At 64.5% G+C, this 17,524-nt stretch carries 12 protein-coding genes; 9 read left to right on the top strand and 3 right to left on the bottom strand.

Annotated features, from left to right (window positions below):
- Nucleotides 1–67 precede the first annotated feature (67 nt).
- From prsK to AC3WJB_RS12930, 4 genes are all read left to right on the top strand, one after another.
- Nucleotides 68–2,149, top strand: a complete 2,082-nt coding sequence (gene prsK, locus AC3WJB_RS12945; RefSeq protein ID WP_492682166.1) for an XrtA/PEP-CTERM system histidine kinase PrsK — start codon at nucleotides 68–70, stop codon at nucleotides 2,147–2,149.
- Nucleotides 2,146–3,540 (top strand): PEP-CTERM-box response regulator transcription factor, encoded by a 1,395-nt coding sequence (gene prsR, locus AC3WJB_RS12940; protein WP_492682164.1) that lies wholly within the window; start codon nucleotides 2,146–2,148, stop codon nucleotides 3,538–3,540. Before prsK ends, prsR begins: the two co-directional genes overlap by 4 nt.
- A gap of 4 nt (nucleotides 3,541–3,544) precedes the next feature.
- Nucleotides 3,545–6,364 carry an XrtA/PEP-CTERM system TPR-repeat protein PrsT gene (prsT, locus tag AC3WJB_RS12935; RefSeq protein WP_492682162.1) on the top strand — a complete coding sequence of 940 codons (2,820 nt, stop codon included), beginning with the start codon at nucleotides 3,545–3,547 and terminating at the stop codon, nucleotides 6,362–6,364.
- A 217-nt stretch (nucleotides 6,365–6,581) separates the two neighbouring features.
- Entirely contained in the window at nucleotides 6,582–8,267 is a 1,686-nt protein-coding gene (locus AC3WJB_RS12930; protein ID WP_492682160.1) for an alpha/beta hydrolase-fold protein, read from the top strand.
- 398 nt (nucleotides 8,268–8,665) lie between these two features.
- Here AC3WJB_RS12930 and AC3WJB_RS12925 read toward each other — a convergent pair whose 3' ends face one another.
- The 3 genes from AC3WJB_RS12925 to AC3WJB_RS12915 all read right to left on the bottom strand — a co-directional run bounded on the left by AC3WJB_RS12925 (nucleotide 8,666) and on the right by AC3WJB_RS12915 (nucleotide 12,629).
- A complete protein-coding gene (locus AC3WJB_RS12925) occupies nucleotides 8,666–9,862 on the bottom strand; it encodes a GGDEF domain-containing protein (RefSeq protein ID WP_492682158.1) in 1,197 nt (398 codons plus the stop codon).
- Nucleotides 9,863–10,016: 154 nt separating this feature from the next.
- On the bottom strand, nucleotides 10,017–10,523 hold the full coding sequence (locus tag AC3WJB_RS12920; protein ID WP_492682156.1) for a methylated-DNA--[protein]-cysteine S-methyltransferase: 507 nt from the start codon (nucleotides 10,521–10,523) through the stop codon (nucleotides 10,017–10,019).
- A 165-nt stretch (nucleotides 10,524–10,688) separates the two neighbouring features.
- Nucleotides 10,689–12,629 (bottom strand): CocE/NonD family hydrolase, encoded by a 1,941-nt coding sequence (locus tag AC3WJB_RS12915; RefSeq protein WP_492682154.1) that lies wholly within the window; start codon nucleotides 12,627–12,629, stop codon nucleotides 10,689–10,691.
- Between the two features lie 143 nt (nucleotides 12,630–12,772).
- Here AC3WJB_RS12915 and thpR point away from each other — a divergent pair, with 143 nt between their 5' ends.
- The 5 genes from thpR to AC3WJB_RS12890 all read left to right on the top strand — a co-directional run bounded on the left by thpR (nucleotide 12,773) and on the right by AC3WJB_RS12890 (nucleotide 17,458).
- Entirely contained in the window at nucleotides 12,773–13,351 is a 579-nt protein-coding gene (gene thpR, locus AC3WJB_RS12910) for an RNA 2',3'-cyclic phosphodiesterase (RefSeq protein WP_492682152.1), read from the top strand.
- 102 nt (nucleotides 13,352–13,453) lie between these two features.
- Nucleotides 13,454–14,200 (top strand): aquaporin, encoded by a 747-nt coding sequence (locus AC3WJB_RS12905; protein ID WP_492682150.1) that lies wholly within the window; start codon nucleotides 13,454–13,456, stop codon nucleotides 14,198–14,200.
- 126 nt (nucleotides 14,201–14,326) lie between these two features.
- On the top strand, nucleotides 14,327–14,830 hold the full coding sequence (locus AC3WJB_RS12900; RefSeq protein ID WP_492682148.1) for a VOC family protein: 504 nt from the start codon (nucleotides 14,327–14,329) through the stop codon (nucleotides 14,828–14,830).
- A 25-nt stretch (nucleotides 14,831–14,855) separates the two neighbouring features.
- Nucleotides 14,856–15,791, top strand: coding sequence for an alpha/beta hydrolase family protein (locus tag AC3WJB_RS12895; protein WP_492682146.1), 936 nt, complete (start codon nucleotides 14,856–14,858; stop codon nucleotides 15,789–15,791).
- Nucleotides 15,792–15,886: 95 nt separating this feature from the next.
- Complete coding sequence (locus AC3WJB_RS12890; RefSeq protein WP_492682144.1) at nucleotides 15,887–17,458, top strand: S10 family peptidase; 1,572 nt, start codon at nucleotides 15,887–15,889, stop codon at nucleotides 17,456–17,458.
- The last annotated feature ends 66 nt before the right edge of the window (nucleotides 17,459–17,524 follow it).

Here is a 17,524-nt window from a genome sequence, read left to right as displayed (position 1 = left end):
CTGGGAGCCCGTGACACTCTTGCTTGAGCGCAGATGATCGCGCTCAAGCGCCGGGAACCGTCCAAGCATGCACAACATCGTCATCGCCAGCTATGTCATTGCCGCAGTCGCGTTCCTCGCGGGAACGATCCTGTTGGCGGTCAGTTGGCGCGGGCAGCGTACCGGCACCTTGCTGCTGCTGGCCACCGGGGCATCCGTCGCGTGGGCTGCGTTTCTCGCATACGCCGAGTGGCGGCGCACCATGCCGGTCAACTGGGTGTTGCTGGCCGAGGTACTGCGCTACGGTGCCTGGCTTGCTTTCCTGAGCGCCTTGTTCGGGGCCTGGCCGCGGTCCGGATTGCTGCGTGGCTTGCGCATCTTCGCGCATGTGCTCTGGGTCGTGCTCGCGATTTATTGCCTCCTGCCGGGAATCGGGCTGCTGCAGGTCTCCGCGTTGCCGGTCAGCGTCGCACCGCCGCTGATCGGCATGCTGGTCCTGGCCCTGGTTGGCGTGGTGTTTCTCGAGCAGATCTATCGCAACGTGGAATCCACGCAGCGCTGGGCACTCAAATTCCTGGTCATCGCGCTTGGCTTGATGTTCGCCTACGACATCTTTTTGTATTCCTACGCGGTGTTGTATCGGCAATTCAACGCCAGTGCCTGGGCGGCGCGCGGTTTTGTCGATGCGTTGGTGGTGCCGTTGTTGCTGGTGGCGGCGGCGCGGAACCCCGGATGGTCGGTCCAGGTGGGGGTTTCGCGGCGCGCGGTGTTCTATTCCACGAGTTTGCTGGTGGTCGCCTTCTACATCATCGCCACGGCGATCGGCGGCTACTACGTGCGCTTGTATGGCGGCGACTGGGGCCGGGTTGGCGCCATAACGATCATTTGTTTTGCCCTGCTCGGCCTGACCCTGGTTGCAGGGTCAGGACAGGCGCGTTCGCGGTTGCGTGTGTTCCTGCACAAGAATTTCTTCAGTTTTCGCCACGACTATCGGGAGGAATGGCTACGACTGACTGCGACGTTGTCGGCCAGCGAGCCGGAGCTGCCAATGCGTGCATTGCGCGCGATGGCACAAACCATGGACAGTCCGGCGGGCGTGTTGTTCACTGCCGGCGACGACGACGCATTCGCGCCGGTGGCGCGATTGAACATGCCGATACCGCCTGGCCTGAAATTGCCGGCGCATGCGCCCGCATTGGAGTTCATGCGCGAGCGGCGGTGGATATACGACTTGAGCCAGCTGCCTCCCCTGGGCCGTGAGCGGTTGCGCGCGCCAGCCGAACTGACCGACTTGCCGCATGCGTGGCTCGTGGCACCGTTGGTACTGGAGGACCGCCTCATTGGTTTCGTAGTGCTGGCCCAGGCCCGCGCCCGCCGCGCGTTCGACTGGGAGGACATCGACTTGCTGCGGGTCGCTGGCAGTCAGGTCGCCAGCACCCTGGCGCAGGCCGCCGACGCGCAGCGCCTGGCCGAGGCGCGCCAGTTCGAGGGCTTCAACCGACTCACCGCTTTCCTCATGCACGACCTCAAGAATGTCGCTGCCCAGCAATCGTTACTGCTGCAGAACGCTGAACGCCACAAACACAATCCGGCGTTCGTGGAGGACATGCTCACGACCGTGGCGAATTCGGTACGGCGCATCTCGCGGCTCCTCGACCAGTTGCGCGGCGATTCGGCGCCCGGCGCCCGCGCCAACGTGCGGCTTGCGGCCGTGATCGACAAGGCCCTCGGCGAGTGTCTTGCACAGTTGCCGCGACCGGAGTATCAGCCAGCGGTGGAAGACCTGTGGGTCCGCGCCGACACCGAACAGCTTGCCGCCGTGTTGGGGCACTTGATCCGCAACGCACAGGACGCGGCGCAAGCCGACGGCCGTGTTACGCTCAGGGTCGAGCGGGCAGGGGGCAGCGCGGCGATCGACATCGAGGACGACGGAGCAGGCATGGACGAGGACTTTATTCGTAACCGACTGTTCAAGCCGTTTTTCACCACCAAGGCCAGCAAGGGCATGGGTATCGGGGCCTATCAGGCCCGAGAGTACGTGCATTCCATGGGTGGAGTGATGAGCGTCAGCAGTACGCCTGGCCAGGGCACCGTATTTGCCATCCGCCTGCCGCTGACCGAGCCCCCAGGTGATGCCCCGGCGGCCAACGAGCCGAGGGTCGCGTCATGAGCGAGCCGCAGCGTCGCCTGTTGATCGTCGAGGACGACATTGGCCTGCAAAACCAGTTGCGCTGGAGCTTCGACGATTACGATGTGGTCTTCGCTGGCGACCAACCCACGGCGCTCGACCTGCTGCGCCGCCACGAGCCTGCGGTGGTGTTGCAGGATCTCGGCTTGCCCCCTGACGCGGCTGGGACCGCAGAGGGCTTTGCCACGATCACGAATATCCTGCATAACGCACCGTACACCAAGGTCATCGTGGTCACTGGCAATGGCGACCGCGACAATGCTGTCAAGTCGATCGGCTGCGGCGCCTACGATTTTTGCTCCAAGCCGCTGGATCTCGCCGTTTTGCGGCTGATCGTGGAGCGTGCATTCCGGGTGCACGAGCTGGAGGCTGAAAACCGGGTGCTCAGGAGTCAGGCCGCCGCCCCGCTCGAAGGCATCATCGGCAGCAGCGACGTGATGCGCGACACCTGCCGACTGGTGGAAAAGGTAAGTCCTTCGAACGCCACGGTCCTGCTGCTCGGGGAGACCGGTACGGGCAAAGAGCTGTTGGCGCGCGCCGTGCATCGCCTGAGTGCGCGCCGTGACGGGCCGTTTGTGGCGATCAATTGCGCGGCCATTCCCGAATCGCTGCTGGAAGCCGAGCTGTTCGGCTACGAGAAGGGTGCCTATACCGGCGCGTACAAGCAGACCAAGGGCAAGATTGAGCTGGCTGCCAACGGCAGCTTGCTCCTCGACGAGATCGGGGACATGCCCGTCGCGCTCCAGGCCAAGTTGCTGCGTTTCTTCGAAGAGCGCGTGGTGGAGCGCGTCGGTGGGCGCGAACTGATCCCGGTGGATGTGCGCATCATCTGTGCCACCCATCAGGATCTGCGGGCGCTGATCCGTGACGGGCGCTTCCGTGAGGACTTGTTCTACCGCGTGAGCGAAGTGAATATCCTCGTCCCGCCGTTGCGTGACCGCAGTGGCGACGCGGTGCTCCTGGCCCGGTATTTTTTGGGACGGGCTGCCAGTCGCCACGGGCGCCATATCCTCGGTTTCACGGACAAGGCGCTCAAGGCGATTGATGCGTATCCATGGCGCGGCAACGTGCGTGAACTGGAGAACGTCGTCAACAGTGCGGTCATCATGGCCGATCGCAAGCAGATCGGGCTCGAGGAGCTGCACCTTGGTGCGATTGACGGCGGTACTCTGAGCCTGCACGAAGTACGCGCGGCGGCCGAGAAGCGTGCCATCGAGAGTGCCATGACCCAGGTGTCCGGCAACCTTACCCGAGTCGCGGACCTGCTCGGCATCAGCCGGCCGACACTCTATGATCTCTTGGACAAGTATGGCTTGAAGAAACCTTCCACACACGCTGATTCCACGCGTGCCGCCGGCCAAACCGAGGGGTAGGAACGTGCACCTGACCAAGCTGAACGCGAGGACTGTCGCTCACGGTTTTGTGTTGCTGTGCCTCTGCCTGTCGCTGGCCGGCTGCGGCCTGTTCGGCGGGCGTGGCGGCCTGGATGCAGGACTCAAATTCCAGGCGGGCGGGCAATATCGTGCAGCCTACATCGAGGCCAAGAAAGTCCTGCAGAAGGACGACAAGAACGGCGATGCCTGGCTGCTGCTCGGCCAGGCTTCGCTGATGCTTGGCGATCCGGTGGATGCGCTGAACGATCTGCAAAAAGCTCAGGCGAATGGCGTACCGCCGGCACGCTGGGTGATTCCCATGGCGCGGGCGCTGCTGGGGACACAGCAATACGACCAAGCCCTCAAGACTTTGTCCGCCGACCAGCACTTCGAGCCCGAGGCCATGGTGCAGGTCGACGTACTGCGCGGCGACGCGTACGTTGGCCTGAAACAACTCGAGCAGGCGAAGCAGTCGTATCAGGCCGCATTGACGCTGGCTCCCAAGGATCCACGTGCGCTGGTCGGACTGGCCAAGCTGGCGAGAGCTGACCGTGATGCGGCGGCGGCAGCCAATTACGTGCAACAGGCATTGGCCGCTGCACCGGAGAATCCGCAGGCCTGGATGGCGAAGGGGGATCTGGCCTTCGACAGCGGGGACTTCGCCGGCGCCGAAGCGGCCTTCCAGAAGGTGCTGGACTTCAAGAGTCCCGACTGGTTGCCGCAGGAGCACTTTTACACCCTGGCCCGGCTGGTCAACGCGCAGGAGCAACAGAACCACCTGGACAAGGCTCTGACCAATATCCAGGCGCTGGAAAAGATGTCGCCGCAGCAGCCGTACCCCCATTACCTGCACGCCGTGGTGCTGTACAAGCAGGGGCATCTGGATGACGCGATTTCCGAGCTTCAGCAGGTGCTCCAGGTTGCGCCGGACAATACCCAGGCGCAGATGCTCCTGGGGGCGGTCAACTACGCCCAAGGCAATTACGGCCAGGCCGAAATGGCGCTCAGCAACGTCATGGGCGTGGATAAGAACAACGTCCAGGCCCGCAAGTTGCTGGCGTTGACGTTGTACCGCGAAGGGCGCTCGCGCCAGGCTCTGGACACGCTGCGGCCGGTCATGCCCGGCACGCCGTCCGACGCCGAGCTGACCGCGCTGTTGCAAAGGGCCGTTGCTGCCGGTTCCGGCGAACCCGGAACGGAATCTCCTGCAACTCCCGCAGGCACTCCCGCAGGCGGCCTGCTCGGCACCCAATTTGCGCCGGCCGGCAAGGCCCTCGCCAGCGGAAATGCGACAGAGGCCATCCGCCTGCTGCAGGCGATCCCTGCCGGCGATGCCACCGCCGAGGCCCAGCGCAACGGCCTGCTGGTCATATCCTACGTGCGTGAGAAGCGCCCGGACGAGGCGGTCAAGACGGCGGCTGGATACGTCCAGAAGCACCCCGACGACAGTGCTGCACACCTGATCTACGGGACCGCGCTGATTGCCGCCGGCCAACGTGACAAGGCACGCACCCAGTATGCCAAAGCCTACGAACTGGACCCGAAGAATTTCGCCGCATTAGTGAGTCTGGGGAGCCTGGACTCGCTCGAAGGGCATTATGCGGATGCTGCCGGCCACTATGAAGCGGTAGTGAAGGCGGATCCGAAAAACGCCGTGGCGCTCACCGCGCTCGGACAGCTCGCCATGTTGCAAGGCGACAAGGCGGGAGCCGTCAAGTGGTTCAGGCAAGCGATCGGCGCGGCACCCAAATCCGCCTCCGCGTATGTCGGCTTGGTGGTGCTGTATAGCGAAAGCGGTCAATTCGACGAGGCAGTAAATACCGCCAAGGAACTGGTCGCTGCCAACCCGGGCAATCCGGTGGCACTCAACGCCTTGGGCGGGGCGGAACTCAACGCCGGTCATCACAGCGAGGCTCTGAAGCCGCTGCAGCAGGCCACGGATCTCGCGCCGCAGGTGCCCCTGTACCGCATCAATCTGGCGCGTGCGCAGATCCTCAACAAGGACACCAAGGCCGCCGCGGGCAATCTCGACCAGGTCATCAAGAACGATCCGGGCCAAGTGGCTGCCGTGACGTTGCGCTCGTTCATGAAGCTGCAGGAGGATCACGACCTGCCCGGCGCCGTGGCCTTGGCGCAGGCGCTGCAGAAGCAACCCGCCAGCAAGGCCGCAGGCTACGCGCTCGAAGGCGACCTGTACATGGCTGACAAATCCTGGGACCGGGCAGCCAAGGTCTACCAGCAGGGCCTGAAAGCCGCGTACGAACGACCGCTGGTGATCAAGAGTTTCCAGGCCCTCGATGCAAGCGGCGCCAAGGAACCGGAAGGCGTGCTGCGCGACTGGTTGGGCAAACATCCGGCGGACGCGTCCACACGCCTGATATTGGCCCAGTACTACATGGAGCATACGCAAAATGCGTTGGCTGCCAGCGAGTACGAACAGGTGTTGAAGGCTTATCCGGCCAATGTTGGCACGCTCAACAATCTGGCCTGGATCTATACGGAACAGCGCAACCCCAAGGCGCTGGCACTGGCTGAGCGTGCTTACAAACTGGCGCCGCAGTCACCTGGCGTCGCGGACACCTATGCCTGGGCGCTGATCACGAACAACCAACCCCAGAGCGCGTTGCCGATCCTGGTGAAGGCGGTCAAGGCGGCGCCGAAAGTACCCGCAATCCAATATCACCTGGCCGTGGCCCAGGCACGCACCGGCGATCGTGCGGGCGCGCGAACGACGCTCCAGGCGCTGCAGAAATCGGGTGCCGACTTTCAAGACAAGCCAGCGGCGGACAAGCTGTACCGCGAGCTCCTTGACACTGGAAAGTAGTCACGGGCGGATGCGCGTTGCCGCAACGACCATGGGATGGGGACGCGACATATTCCCGGCGAATGCCGGCAGGACGGGCGTCGGCGCGTATGGTTCAACGCCAGTGCGCCGCACTTGCGACTTGGCGGGGCCGTCGCGCGCGACGAAATTGCATCCGGCAGGCATGTCAGGTAGCTTCCTCGCGGCCTTTACCTCCCTCCCTGTGTGAGCGCTCGCCATGCCGACGACGTCCCGTTTCCTGCGCATACTCGGCGCCATATCGCTGGTATTCACGGCTCAAATTGCAGTAGCGCAGACATCGGTCATCGCCCCAGGCCCGTCGGGGCGCGCGCAGGTCAAGTTCGAGATTACGGTGCCGACCGCGATACGAAATGAACCCCTCACTGGCCGCGTGTACGTGATTATTTCCAAGGACAACAAGAGCGCCCTGCATACCCAGGTCGGGCGGGTCGGCGCGCCGTTCTTTGGCCATGACGTCGAGCGGCTCGCGCCCGGCGCGCCTGCGGTCGTGAGCGGCATGGATCTTGGCACGCCGGTTTTCGACATGGCCGACATTCCGCCCGGCGACTATTGGGTGGAACCGTTCGTCAACGTCTACTCGGAATTCAAGCGTGCCGATGGCCACGTGCTGTGGATGCATGACGACCAGTGGGAGGGGCAGAACTGGACGCGTTCGCCGGGCAACATCTACGGCGTCGCACGCAAGATCCATGTCGATCCGAAGTCGAACACCGTCATCAAGCTGGTGGCCGACCAGGTCATCCCGCCCGTCGTCGTGCCGCCCGACAACGAATATGTGCAGCGCTTCAAGTTCCAGAGCCCGTCGCTCACGAAATTCTGGGGGCGTCCCATCTACCTGGGCGCAACCGTGCTGTTGCCGCGCGGCTACAAGACCTCGACCATCCGTTATCCGGTGAACTACGTGCAGGGCCATTTCAGCCTCGACGCGCCGTACGGGTTCGAGGCCAAACCCGGTTCACGCCGGGCGGAGGAGGGCAAGGCGTTCCACGAGGCCTGGGTGGCGGACAAGTTCCCACGCATGCTGGTGGTCACCTTCCAGCACCCCACGCCGTACTTCGACGACTCGTACGCGGTGAACAGCGTCAATTCCGGTCCCTACGGCGACGCGATCATGGATGAGTTGATACCGGAGATCGAGAAGCGCTATCGCGTGATCAAGCAGCCCTGGGCGCGCTGGCTCTCGGGCGGCTCCACGGGCGGCTGGGAATCGCTCGCGCTACAGATCTTCCATCCGGATTTCTTCGGCGGCACCTGGTCGTACTGCCCCGATCCCGTCACCTTCACCGACGTGGAAGGGGTGGACATGTACAAGGACGACAACGCGTTCTACAAGCACTACAGCGATTGGCAGCTCACGCCCACGGTCAACTCGCGCGAAGTGAACGGTGCAATCCGGCAGACGGCGCAGCAGCGCTACTGGATGGAACTGGTCAACGGCACGCACGGGCGTTCCGGCACCGGGCAGCAGGATGTCTGGCAGTCCACCTGGGGACCGATTGGGGCGGACGGCTACTTCAAGCCTGCCGTCGATTCGCGTACCGGGAAGATCGACCACAGCGTGACCGACTACTGGCGCGAGCACTACGACCTGCTGGAGTACCTCAAGCGCAACTGGAGCACCGTGGGGCCCAAGCTGGTGGACAAGATCCACATCTACGTGGGCAACATGGACAGCTTCTTCCTGGACCGTGCCGTCCGCGAGCTGGAGGCGTGGATGAAGACGACGCAGAACCCCCACTACGAGGGCTACTTCGTCTATGGCGACCAGAAGCCGCATTGCTGGAGCGGGCCCGGCACTACTGCGGACCGGTTGCAGGAGATGGCGGAACATGGACTGCGCAAGATGCCGGCTGGCACGACCACGCCGTGGTGGAAGTACTGAGGAACGCCTGGGCCCGATGATGGCGGGCACGATCGCCGAAGCATCGATGCTATGCCACGGGTGCGCGCACCAGCGATTCCGGGCCGGCACCCATCCTGCCATCATCGGCCCCCCCATTACGGATGCCAGCCACGGGTAGGCGCGTCGGTCTTGCGGGTCGGCCCGCGAGACGAGTGCATGGCTGGAGCGCCGCTCCGCCGTCAGGGCGAGCACGATGCCGGCGAACACCAGGAGCCCCTTGTGGCTACTGCGGCGCCACGACCGGAGCACCAGGCCAATGAGGGCAACATCGCGATTGGCTCGATCGCATCGACCAGACAGCCGGCGATGCCGATCTTCTTCGATCCCGGTCCAGGCTGGCGAACGGTGAAACGCATCCGCACGAGGAACCAACTGGGTCAGAGCACGCACTCAGGCAACGGGACGGTGGGGTCCCGGGAGGTCGCCACCCGGTTGCGGCCGGCGTGCTTGGCGCTGTAGAGCGCACGGTCGGCGCGACGGATCATTGCAGCGAATCTGAGGTCGGTGGGTTCGCGTACCGCGACGCCGATCGAGACGGTGAGCGACTGTGGTTCGCGGTCCAGCTCCAGGCGCAGCGTTTCGATCGCAGTGCGCAGGCTTTCGGCCACGAGGAAAGCTTCGTTCATGCCCGTGTCCGGCAGTAGCATGAGGAACTCCTCTCCACCCGCCCGTCCCAGTACGTCGCCATGGCGCCGCTGTTGGTCAATGCACCCGGCCAGCGCCACCAGGGCAACATCGCCGCCAGCGTGGCCGTAGCGGTCGTTGACGACCTTGAAGTGGTCAACATCGATCATCAGTGCAGCGCAGGCGTGCCCGGTATCGGCCGAACGCCGGAACAGCCGTTCGGCTTCCTCGTCCAACGCGAGCCGGTTGAGCGTGCCGGTGAGCGGGTCGGTGCGTGCCAGCCGTTTCAGTTCGGCCTGTGCGGTCTCGTTGTACATCAGCAGGAAGCCGATGCTGGCAAGCACCGGTTCAATGGCGCTGTAGAACAGGTTCAGGACATTCGCCGGGGTGGCGCTCAGCAGACCTTGCGCGAGCGCGCCGCTGAAGGTCAGCTCACCCAGGCGCAGCAACCAGGTCACGCAGACGCCGAGCAGGACCAGCAGCATGGCCCGCTGCGCATTGGAACCGCCTGGACGGACCGCGTGGCGCAGTGGCCACACCAGCAGGAACAGGTAGCTTCCCGCCACCAGCGCCATAGTATAGACGCGCATCTCGAAGTCTGGCTGCACGCGCCAGAACCACGTCGTGGCCGCCCAGCCGACCAGGCCGATGGCGGCCAGCAGGCCGCGGCGCTGGGGCACATTCAGCAACAGCCGCAGCGCGTGGGCACTCTCGGCGTAGGAGACGATCAGCACGCCGTTGGCGAGCACGATCGAGAGCCAATCGCTGATCTCCCCACGCAGCGACAGCAGGGCCCAGCCGAAGGCCTGCAGCAGCAGCACGGTGCCCCAGATACGCAGGCTCGTGCGGGCACGCCCGGTATAGGCGCGGGTTGCGACAAGCAACAGGGGTGCGAGCAGCAGCGCCTGCATGGCGCCAAGCAGGCTCAGGGTGGCCAGGTCGATATGCACAGTGCTCTAAACGTCGAGTGAGGTACCGCGGTGCACTTCCATGTCTTTGCTATCGGCCGACACCGCAACATATAAAGGGGCGCGGCAAATTAAAGTGGATGTTGACCAGCATGCGCTGGCTGCAGGGATTGCGGCTGGATTTACCACGTCCCGTTCAAAAAAGGCTGCGCTCGCGGCCTTCGTGGTCGAGCAGCCAGCGCTTGCGCTTGAGCCCGCCGGCATAGCCGGTCAGCGAGCCATCACTGCCGAGCGCGCGGTGGCAGGGAATGAAGAGCGAGATCGGGTTGCGCCCGACGGCGGCCCCGACCGGATGGAACGCGCCCGGCCGACCCAGCGCGCGAGCAAGCGCCGCATAGGTCGTGGTCTCGCCCCAGGGCACGGCGCGTAGGGCGTTCCACACCTGTTGCTGGAATGCCGTGCCCTCCGGCGCCAGGGGCAGCTCAAAGCGCGTCGACGTGCCGGAAAAGTAGGCTTCGAGCTGCTGTCGCGCGGCATGCAGCACGGCAGTCTCTTCCTCGCGCCAACCCTCGTCCGCGCTGATGGCAGGAAAGTACTTCTGTCCCTCGAACCAGCCGCCCTTGAGTGCATGGTCACGTGCCGCCAGCACGAACGCGCCCAGCGGTGTTGCCACCCGCACATACGCGACATCTTCCAACTGCATCCATCTGTCCTCCCATCCGGTCCCCTCATGGTTGCACGCCGGAGTGGTCATGGCGAACAAGGCCCTGGCATCCATGGGCGGCAGGGGGCGTGATTTCACATCCCCCTTTTCGCCTGCAAGCATTCAATCTGCTGCTCGGGCATCCGGGGTAGCGGCAACTTCGAATCAGCCGCCGCCGCCCGTCTCCACCACCGGCAACAGCACCGCGCTGCGGCCGTCGGGACCATGCTCGATGGTGATCGTGGCCTTCTGGTAATCGGCCGGATTGGCAAACAAGATATTCGGCACGTAGGTCTGCGGGTTGCGGTCATAGAGCGGGAACAGGCTCGACTGGATCTGCACCATGATGCGGTGGCCGGGCTTGAACTCGTAATTCACCGTCGGCAGGCGGAACCTGTATTGCTGCACCTCGTTGGCCGGGATCGGCGACGGGTCCGCGAAGCTGTGCCGATAGCGCCCGCGGAAGATGTCGAGCGCGACCGGGAACTGGTAACCGCCCATCTCCGGTTCGTTGGCGTCGACATCGGGATAGACGTCGATCAGCTTGACCACGAAGTCGCCGTCGGTGCCGGTGGTGCGCGCATAGAGGTCGGCGATCGGCGCGCCCTGGATGGCGACGGTCTTGGTCAGCACGGGTGTGACGTAGGACAGCACGTCGGCGCGGTCCGTGACGAAGCGCTGGTCCTCGACCAGCCAGGTGCGCCAGCGCGTGTCCCTTGCCAGCGTCGGGCGGGGCAGGTAGGAAACAGGCTTGGCCGGATCGGAGACATAGCTGTCGCTGCCGCCGGTGGGCGCCTGGAAGCCCAGGCCCAGATGCGCCTGCAGGTAGAGCGGGGTGAGCTGCTGCTCGCTGGCCGGCTTCCAGTCGGCGAAGCCATCCCAACGCTGCTGCACCGGGTTGTAGATCAGTGCCTGTGGCAGCGGCTTGGGCAGCGGCGTGCCGCGCAGATAATGGTTGAACCAGGGGATCATCACGTTCTGGCGGAACTCGGCCGTGGTGTTTCCCGGCAACTTCAGCGGGCCCATGTCCCAGCCGTCGCGGTTGATCTGGCTGTGCCACCACGGGCCGATCACCAGGTGGTTGGTGGCGCCATGGCCGGCCTTCTTCAGTGCTTCAAAGGCATGCACGGCACCGTAGATGTCCTCCTGGTCCCACATGCCCTGCAGCCACATGGTGGGCACGCTGGACGGCTTGGCGGCCAACAGCTTGTCCAGCGCCTGGAGCTGCCAGAAGGCGTCGTAGGCCGGGTGCGCGGCAAAGCGGTTCCAGAACGGCAGTTGCGTCAGGCCGTTGGCTTCGGCGTAGGCGCCGGCCGAGCCCGCTTCGAGGAAGTTGGTGTAGTCGTCGTAGTGCTCACGCGGAATGCTCTCGCCTCGGCCCTGCTTGCTGCTCTGGCTGACGAAGAAATCGAGGTTGCGCTGGCGCAGCGCGCCATAGTGGTACCAGTCATCGCCCATCCAGCCATCGATCATCGGGCTTTCCGGCGCGGCGACTTTCAGCGCGGGGTGCGGGCCCAACAGGGCCATGGCGACCGTCCAGCCGTCGTAGGACGAGCCGATCATGCCCACCTTGCCATTCGACTCCTTGACGTTCTTCACCAGCCAGTCGATCGTGTCCCAGGCATCGGTGGTGTCGTCGGTCTTGGTCGGGTTGAGCGGGCCCATCGGCGGGCGGGTCATGACGTACTTGCCTTCCGAGCCATATTTGCCGCGGACGTCCTGCCAGACCAGGATGTACTTGTCGGCGGCCCAATCCCGGCCGCCCGACCACACTGCCTCGGTCATATGCGGGCTGTTGTTTGGCGCCATGCCGCTGGCGTTGTAGGGCGTGCGCTCCAGCAGGATCGGCAGGTCGCGCCCATCCTTCGGGGTCACGATCACCGTGTGCAGCTTCACGCCATCACGCATCGGGATCATCACGTCGCGCTTGACGTAGTCGAAGTTGCCTTGGGGTTGGGTCCAGTTGGCCGGAACGTCCGACCCGGTCTGGATCATGTCGGGTGTGACTTTGCCGGACGTCTGGGTGACTGGGGGCGTCGCGAAGGCGAACGCGGAGAGAATGCAGGCAAGCGAAACGAATGCCGTGGTCAAGGCGGCTTTCTTCATGTCCGGGGATTCCCTGGTGATGGTGGTATCTCTGGCAACCTATCATGCTTGTGCATCGCGGCCAATGTCGCTGCCCATAGCGAGCGGGCCGTTGGGCTGTCGTTGCGCTGACTGATTCAACATATACCGTGGGTTTGAACCGGATGTCACAGCAGGCGTCACTTCCCGGTTTCGGGCCCGCGGTGGCCACGGATCGGCTGTTCCTGGCGATCTTCCCGGACCCTGGCACGGCTGCCGAGCTGGCGGCGCTCGCGGCCGCGCAGTGCGCAGCGCATGGCTTGCGCGGGAAGCCCGTGCAGCCCGAGCGGCTGCATGTCACCTTGTTCCACCTTGGCGATACTGCCGGCCTGCGCCAGGAAGTGGTGGGCGCGGCATCGGCCGCCGCGTCGCGGGTGTCCATGGCGGCGTTCGAGTTGACTTTCGACCAGGTGGGCAGCTTCAACGGGCGGCGTGGCAAGCTGCCGTTCGTGTTGCGGGCGCATGGTGGCAATGCCCCCTTGCGTGCCCTGCACGCTGCGCTGGCAGCGGAGCTGGGCGAGGTCGGCCTCGGCCGGTTCACGACTACGCAATTCGAGCCGCATGTCACCCTGGCTTATGACGCGCGTGCAGTGGCGATGCAGGACGTGGCGCCGATTGTCTGGCGGGCGCGCGAGTTCGTGCTGGTGCACAGCCTGCTCGGCCAGACCCGCCATGTGCCGCTGGGGCAATGGGCACTTGCCTGAGGTGCTCGCGGCGCGTCGGCGCACGCGCATGCACAACCATCTTTTTTGATTCGCCGTGTGTATGATCAGCGGCGCACCTCAAGCTGACGCAAGGGGGTTCCCATGGACACGCGCAAATTGGTGGCTGAGGCTCTCGGTACCGCGCTGCTGGTGTTTGTAGGTGCCGGCGTAGCCACGCTTTCCTTTGGTTTCGGGCTGACGGGACAAAGTGCTGCGGCGGGAGTGGTCGCCACCGCGCTGGCGTTCGGCCTGGTCATGCTGATCCTGGCCTACGGTATCGGCCCCATCTCAGGTGCGCACATCAACCCCGCCGTCACCATGGGCTTTTGGGTTTCCGGCCGCATCGGCATTGGCGAGGCGGTAGGCTACTGGATCGCCCAGTTCGCCGGCGGCATCGCCGGCGCTGCCATCCTGCTGTGGATGTTTTCCGGCGCCCAGGACTATTCGACGGCAACGGTTGGGCTGGGCGCGGACGGGTTCGGCGCAAGTTCAATGGTCGGCCTGGATATGCCTGGCGCCTTCATTGCGGAGACGGTGCTGACCTTCCTGTTCGTCTTCATCGTGCTGCTGGTGACGCGCAAGGCGGCGTGGCCGCAATTGGGCGGGGTGGCGATTGGCCTGGCACTGGCTACAGTGCACCTGGTGGGAGTTCCCTTGACCGGCACCTCGGTGAATCCCGCGCGCAGCCTGGGCCCGGCCGTGTTCGTGGGCGGCGAGGCGCTGAGCCAGTTGTGGCTGTTCATCGTCGCTCCCCTGGTGGGGGCGGTGCTTGCCGCGTTGGTGAGCCGCTACCTGTTCCCGCATGACGTGGCGGCTCCCGAGGTCACGGCAAACGAAAGGATTCCCTAGGAGAGCCCTGCGCAGCCGCCGCCCTCGCGGCGGAGGCGTCGTGCAGCGCTTGCGAGCAGCCACCCATTCACTTCTACGATCACCCGCGGGCCAGAAGTCGTGTTGAAGCCTGGGAGCCGATGAGTCATGAGCCTTGGACGAGTGTCGATATTGTTCGCTTGCAGCGTGGTGCTGGCGTGGTTTGCCTGCACGTCGGTGGCGGCACCCTCGGCGCGAAGGCCGCCACCGGTCACCGCGGTGGTCACCAATTTCTATTATCAGGACCTGCCCGCCGCCAGAAGATGGTATGTGGACGAGCTGGGCTTCCCGGCAATCTATGACGAAGGCGGGGTAGTCATCGTCGAAGCCGGCCCCGGGATGCAGATTGCACTGGTGGATGCGGCTACGGGTGCGCTCAAGGCGGTCAAGGACAAGGGTGCCATGCTCGCGATCGAGACCAAGGACCTGGAGGCCTGGTACGACTACGTCCGTGCCATCCCCGGCATCGGGTGGTATCCGTACAACGGCGAAGATCCAAAACATTTCCAGCACGGCATTCGCCAGCACGGCGGTTATGCGGAATTCCGGGTGCTCGACCCAGGTGGCTATATCGTCGAGTTCTATCGCTGGACGCCGGGCCAGCAACACTGATTGTCGGTCCCTTCGGGAGGTCGTCATGAAACACTTGTTGTCCTGCGCCGCGGTTGCGGCCTTGCTTGAGTTGAGCCTGGTGGTTGTGGCCCCGCCTGCCATGGCGGTCTCTGCCGGGCTTGCCGATCGCGCTGGTCCGCCGGCCGTGTCCGCACCCGTCGATCGCACCGACCGGGCCGCGATGCAGACCATGCAGATCCCCAGTCATGGCGCGCTGATGAACGCCCTGGTCTACGTGGCTGCCGGAGCGGGTCCGCATCCTGCCGTGGTCCTGTTGCACGGCTTTCCCGGCAACGAACGCAACCTCGACTTGGCCCAGGACATCCGCCGGGCGGGGTGGGATGTGCTGTATTTCAATTACCGGGGTTCATGGGGTACGCCAGGCGAGTTCTTGTTTGCGCACAGCATCGAGGATACCGCCTCGGCGGTTGCCTACCTGCGCCAGCCGGCGGTCGCCAAGGCGCTGCGCCTCGATCCTTCGCGCATTGTGCTGATCGGTCACAGCATGGGTGGCTTCATGGCGATTGCCGCCACTGCTGCCGATCCGCGCATCAAGGCCTTTGCCACGATCTCTGCCGCGGACATGGCAGGGCGTGCGCAAGCCGTCGTCCGCAAGGAAGGCGAAGCCGCCGGCCTCGCCGCCATCGCCAAGGGCCTTGCCGGCGAGGGCATGGCGCCCTTGAACGGCTGCACGCCGGACGGCCTTGCCCACGAGCTGCTCGCGCATGCCGCCGACTGGCGCTTCCTGTCCAAAGTCGACGCCTTGAAGGATCGCACTGCCTTGGTCGTTACGTCCGATGACGGGCTCGCACCGGCCAACGATGCCTTCGTCGCCGCCCTGCACCAGGGCGGCGACAGCCACGTCACCAGCTTGCATTTGCCCACCGACCATTCCTATTCGGACCAGCGCCAGGAACTGTCCAAAGCGGTGCTGGCCTGGCTGGCGGCTTTGCCGAAGTAGGCCGCGCTTCGCTCCCCCAATAGGCCAATCGGCACGGTGGGGAATGGCTGCCCGCCGACTATCCTTGGCGCTTCCAATCCGCGGGAGATGCTGGGATGAAAAGCTTGCTTGCTGCGATGGTGGCGTTCGCCGGCATGGCGCTTACGGCAGGCGCCTGGGCCGCACCGGAGACGGCGGGGGCCCCCACGCCGGCGGCGGGCGGCTTGCCCGCGGCACGGCCATCGGTGACCGAAGGCAGCGTGACCGTCGAGGGCAAGAAGATCGACTACACCGCTACGGCGGGCACGATCATCCTCAAGGACCAAGAAGGCCATCCGACCGGCAGCATGTTCTACGTGGCGTACGTCAAGCGCGGCGTCAAGGATGAAAGCCGGCGGCCAGTGACGTTCTTCCACAACGGTGGTCCGGGTTCCTCGACCATCTGGCTGCACATGGGCGCGTTCGGCCCGCGGCGCATCACGACCACGGATCTGGGCCCGACGCCGGCCGCACCATACCAACTGGTCAACAACGACTACAGCCTGCTGGACGTGACTGACGAGGTCTTCATCGATGCCATGAATACGGGCTACAGCCGCATCATCGGCAAGGACCAGGGCGGCGTGGGCACGACGAGGGACTTCTATGGCACGGATCCCGACATGAAGTCGTTTGCGCAATTCATCAAGCGCTACGCGACCGGGAACCACCGCTGGAACTCCCCGAAGTACTTGTACGGCGAAAGTTACGGCACGCTGCGCAACGAAGTGCTGGTGAACTACCTCGAGCAGGCGGAGAACATGGACGTGAACGGCATCATCCTGCAGTCCGCGTACATGGGCAGCGCCATTCCCTACGGTTCGGACATCCAGTACGAGGTGGTGCTGCCTACCATGGCGGCCACGGCTTGGTACCACCACAAGGTGCCGAACGCACCGGCGGACATGCAGGCCTTCCTCACCGAGGTCGAGCATTTCGCCATGAACCAGTATGCGGTGGCGCTCAATGCAGGCAATACCCTGAGCCCGGCGGACTTCGACGCCATAGCGGAGAAGCTGCATGGCTACACCGGCCTGCCCGTCGACTACATCAAGAAGGCCAGGCTGCGCGTCGACATTGGGCAGTTCCGCCAAGCCTTGCTGGGCGACCAGAAACTGGTGGTCGGCGAGCTGGATGCCCGCTTCAGCGGACCCACGATGAACGCGATGACCGAAACCGCGCAGACCGATCCGCAGTACTCGTCCATCGATTCGGCCTACGTCACCGGCCTGAATACCTACATGCACCAGACGTTGAAATACGGCGACGACCAGGTCTACCGGCCGACGTATTACAACGTGGGCAGCGTGTCCGACGGTGGCATTGCCCCCTGGCCGACCGGGGACGAGAACCTGGTCACCGGCGAGAAGACGCATGACACGAACGGCGGCATCGACCTGGCCCAGGCCATGAAGTACGACGCCCGTCTGCAGGTGCTGGTGCACTGCGGCTATTTCGACTTCTCGACGCCGTTCTACGGCATGGTGTATGCCGTCAACCACATGGACATCCCGTCCGACCTGCAGTCGCACATCCATTTCGATTACTACGATTCCGGGCACATGGTCTACGTGCACGTCCCCGACCTGAAGAAACTGCACGACAACACCGCCGCCTTCATCCGCGCCACCGAGGACCAGCACGGCTGAGGCACAACGCGGTCATGGCTCTTCGCGGAGCCTTTTGCTCCCCCAAAGATAAAGGTTGCAGCGTTC

The sequence above is a fragment of the Rhodanobacter sp. FW510-R10 genome (assembly GCF_058781105.1).
The sequence above is the reverse complement of the archived record's forward strand: the minus strand, read 5'-3'. Positions and strand labels throughout refer to the sequence as shown.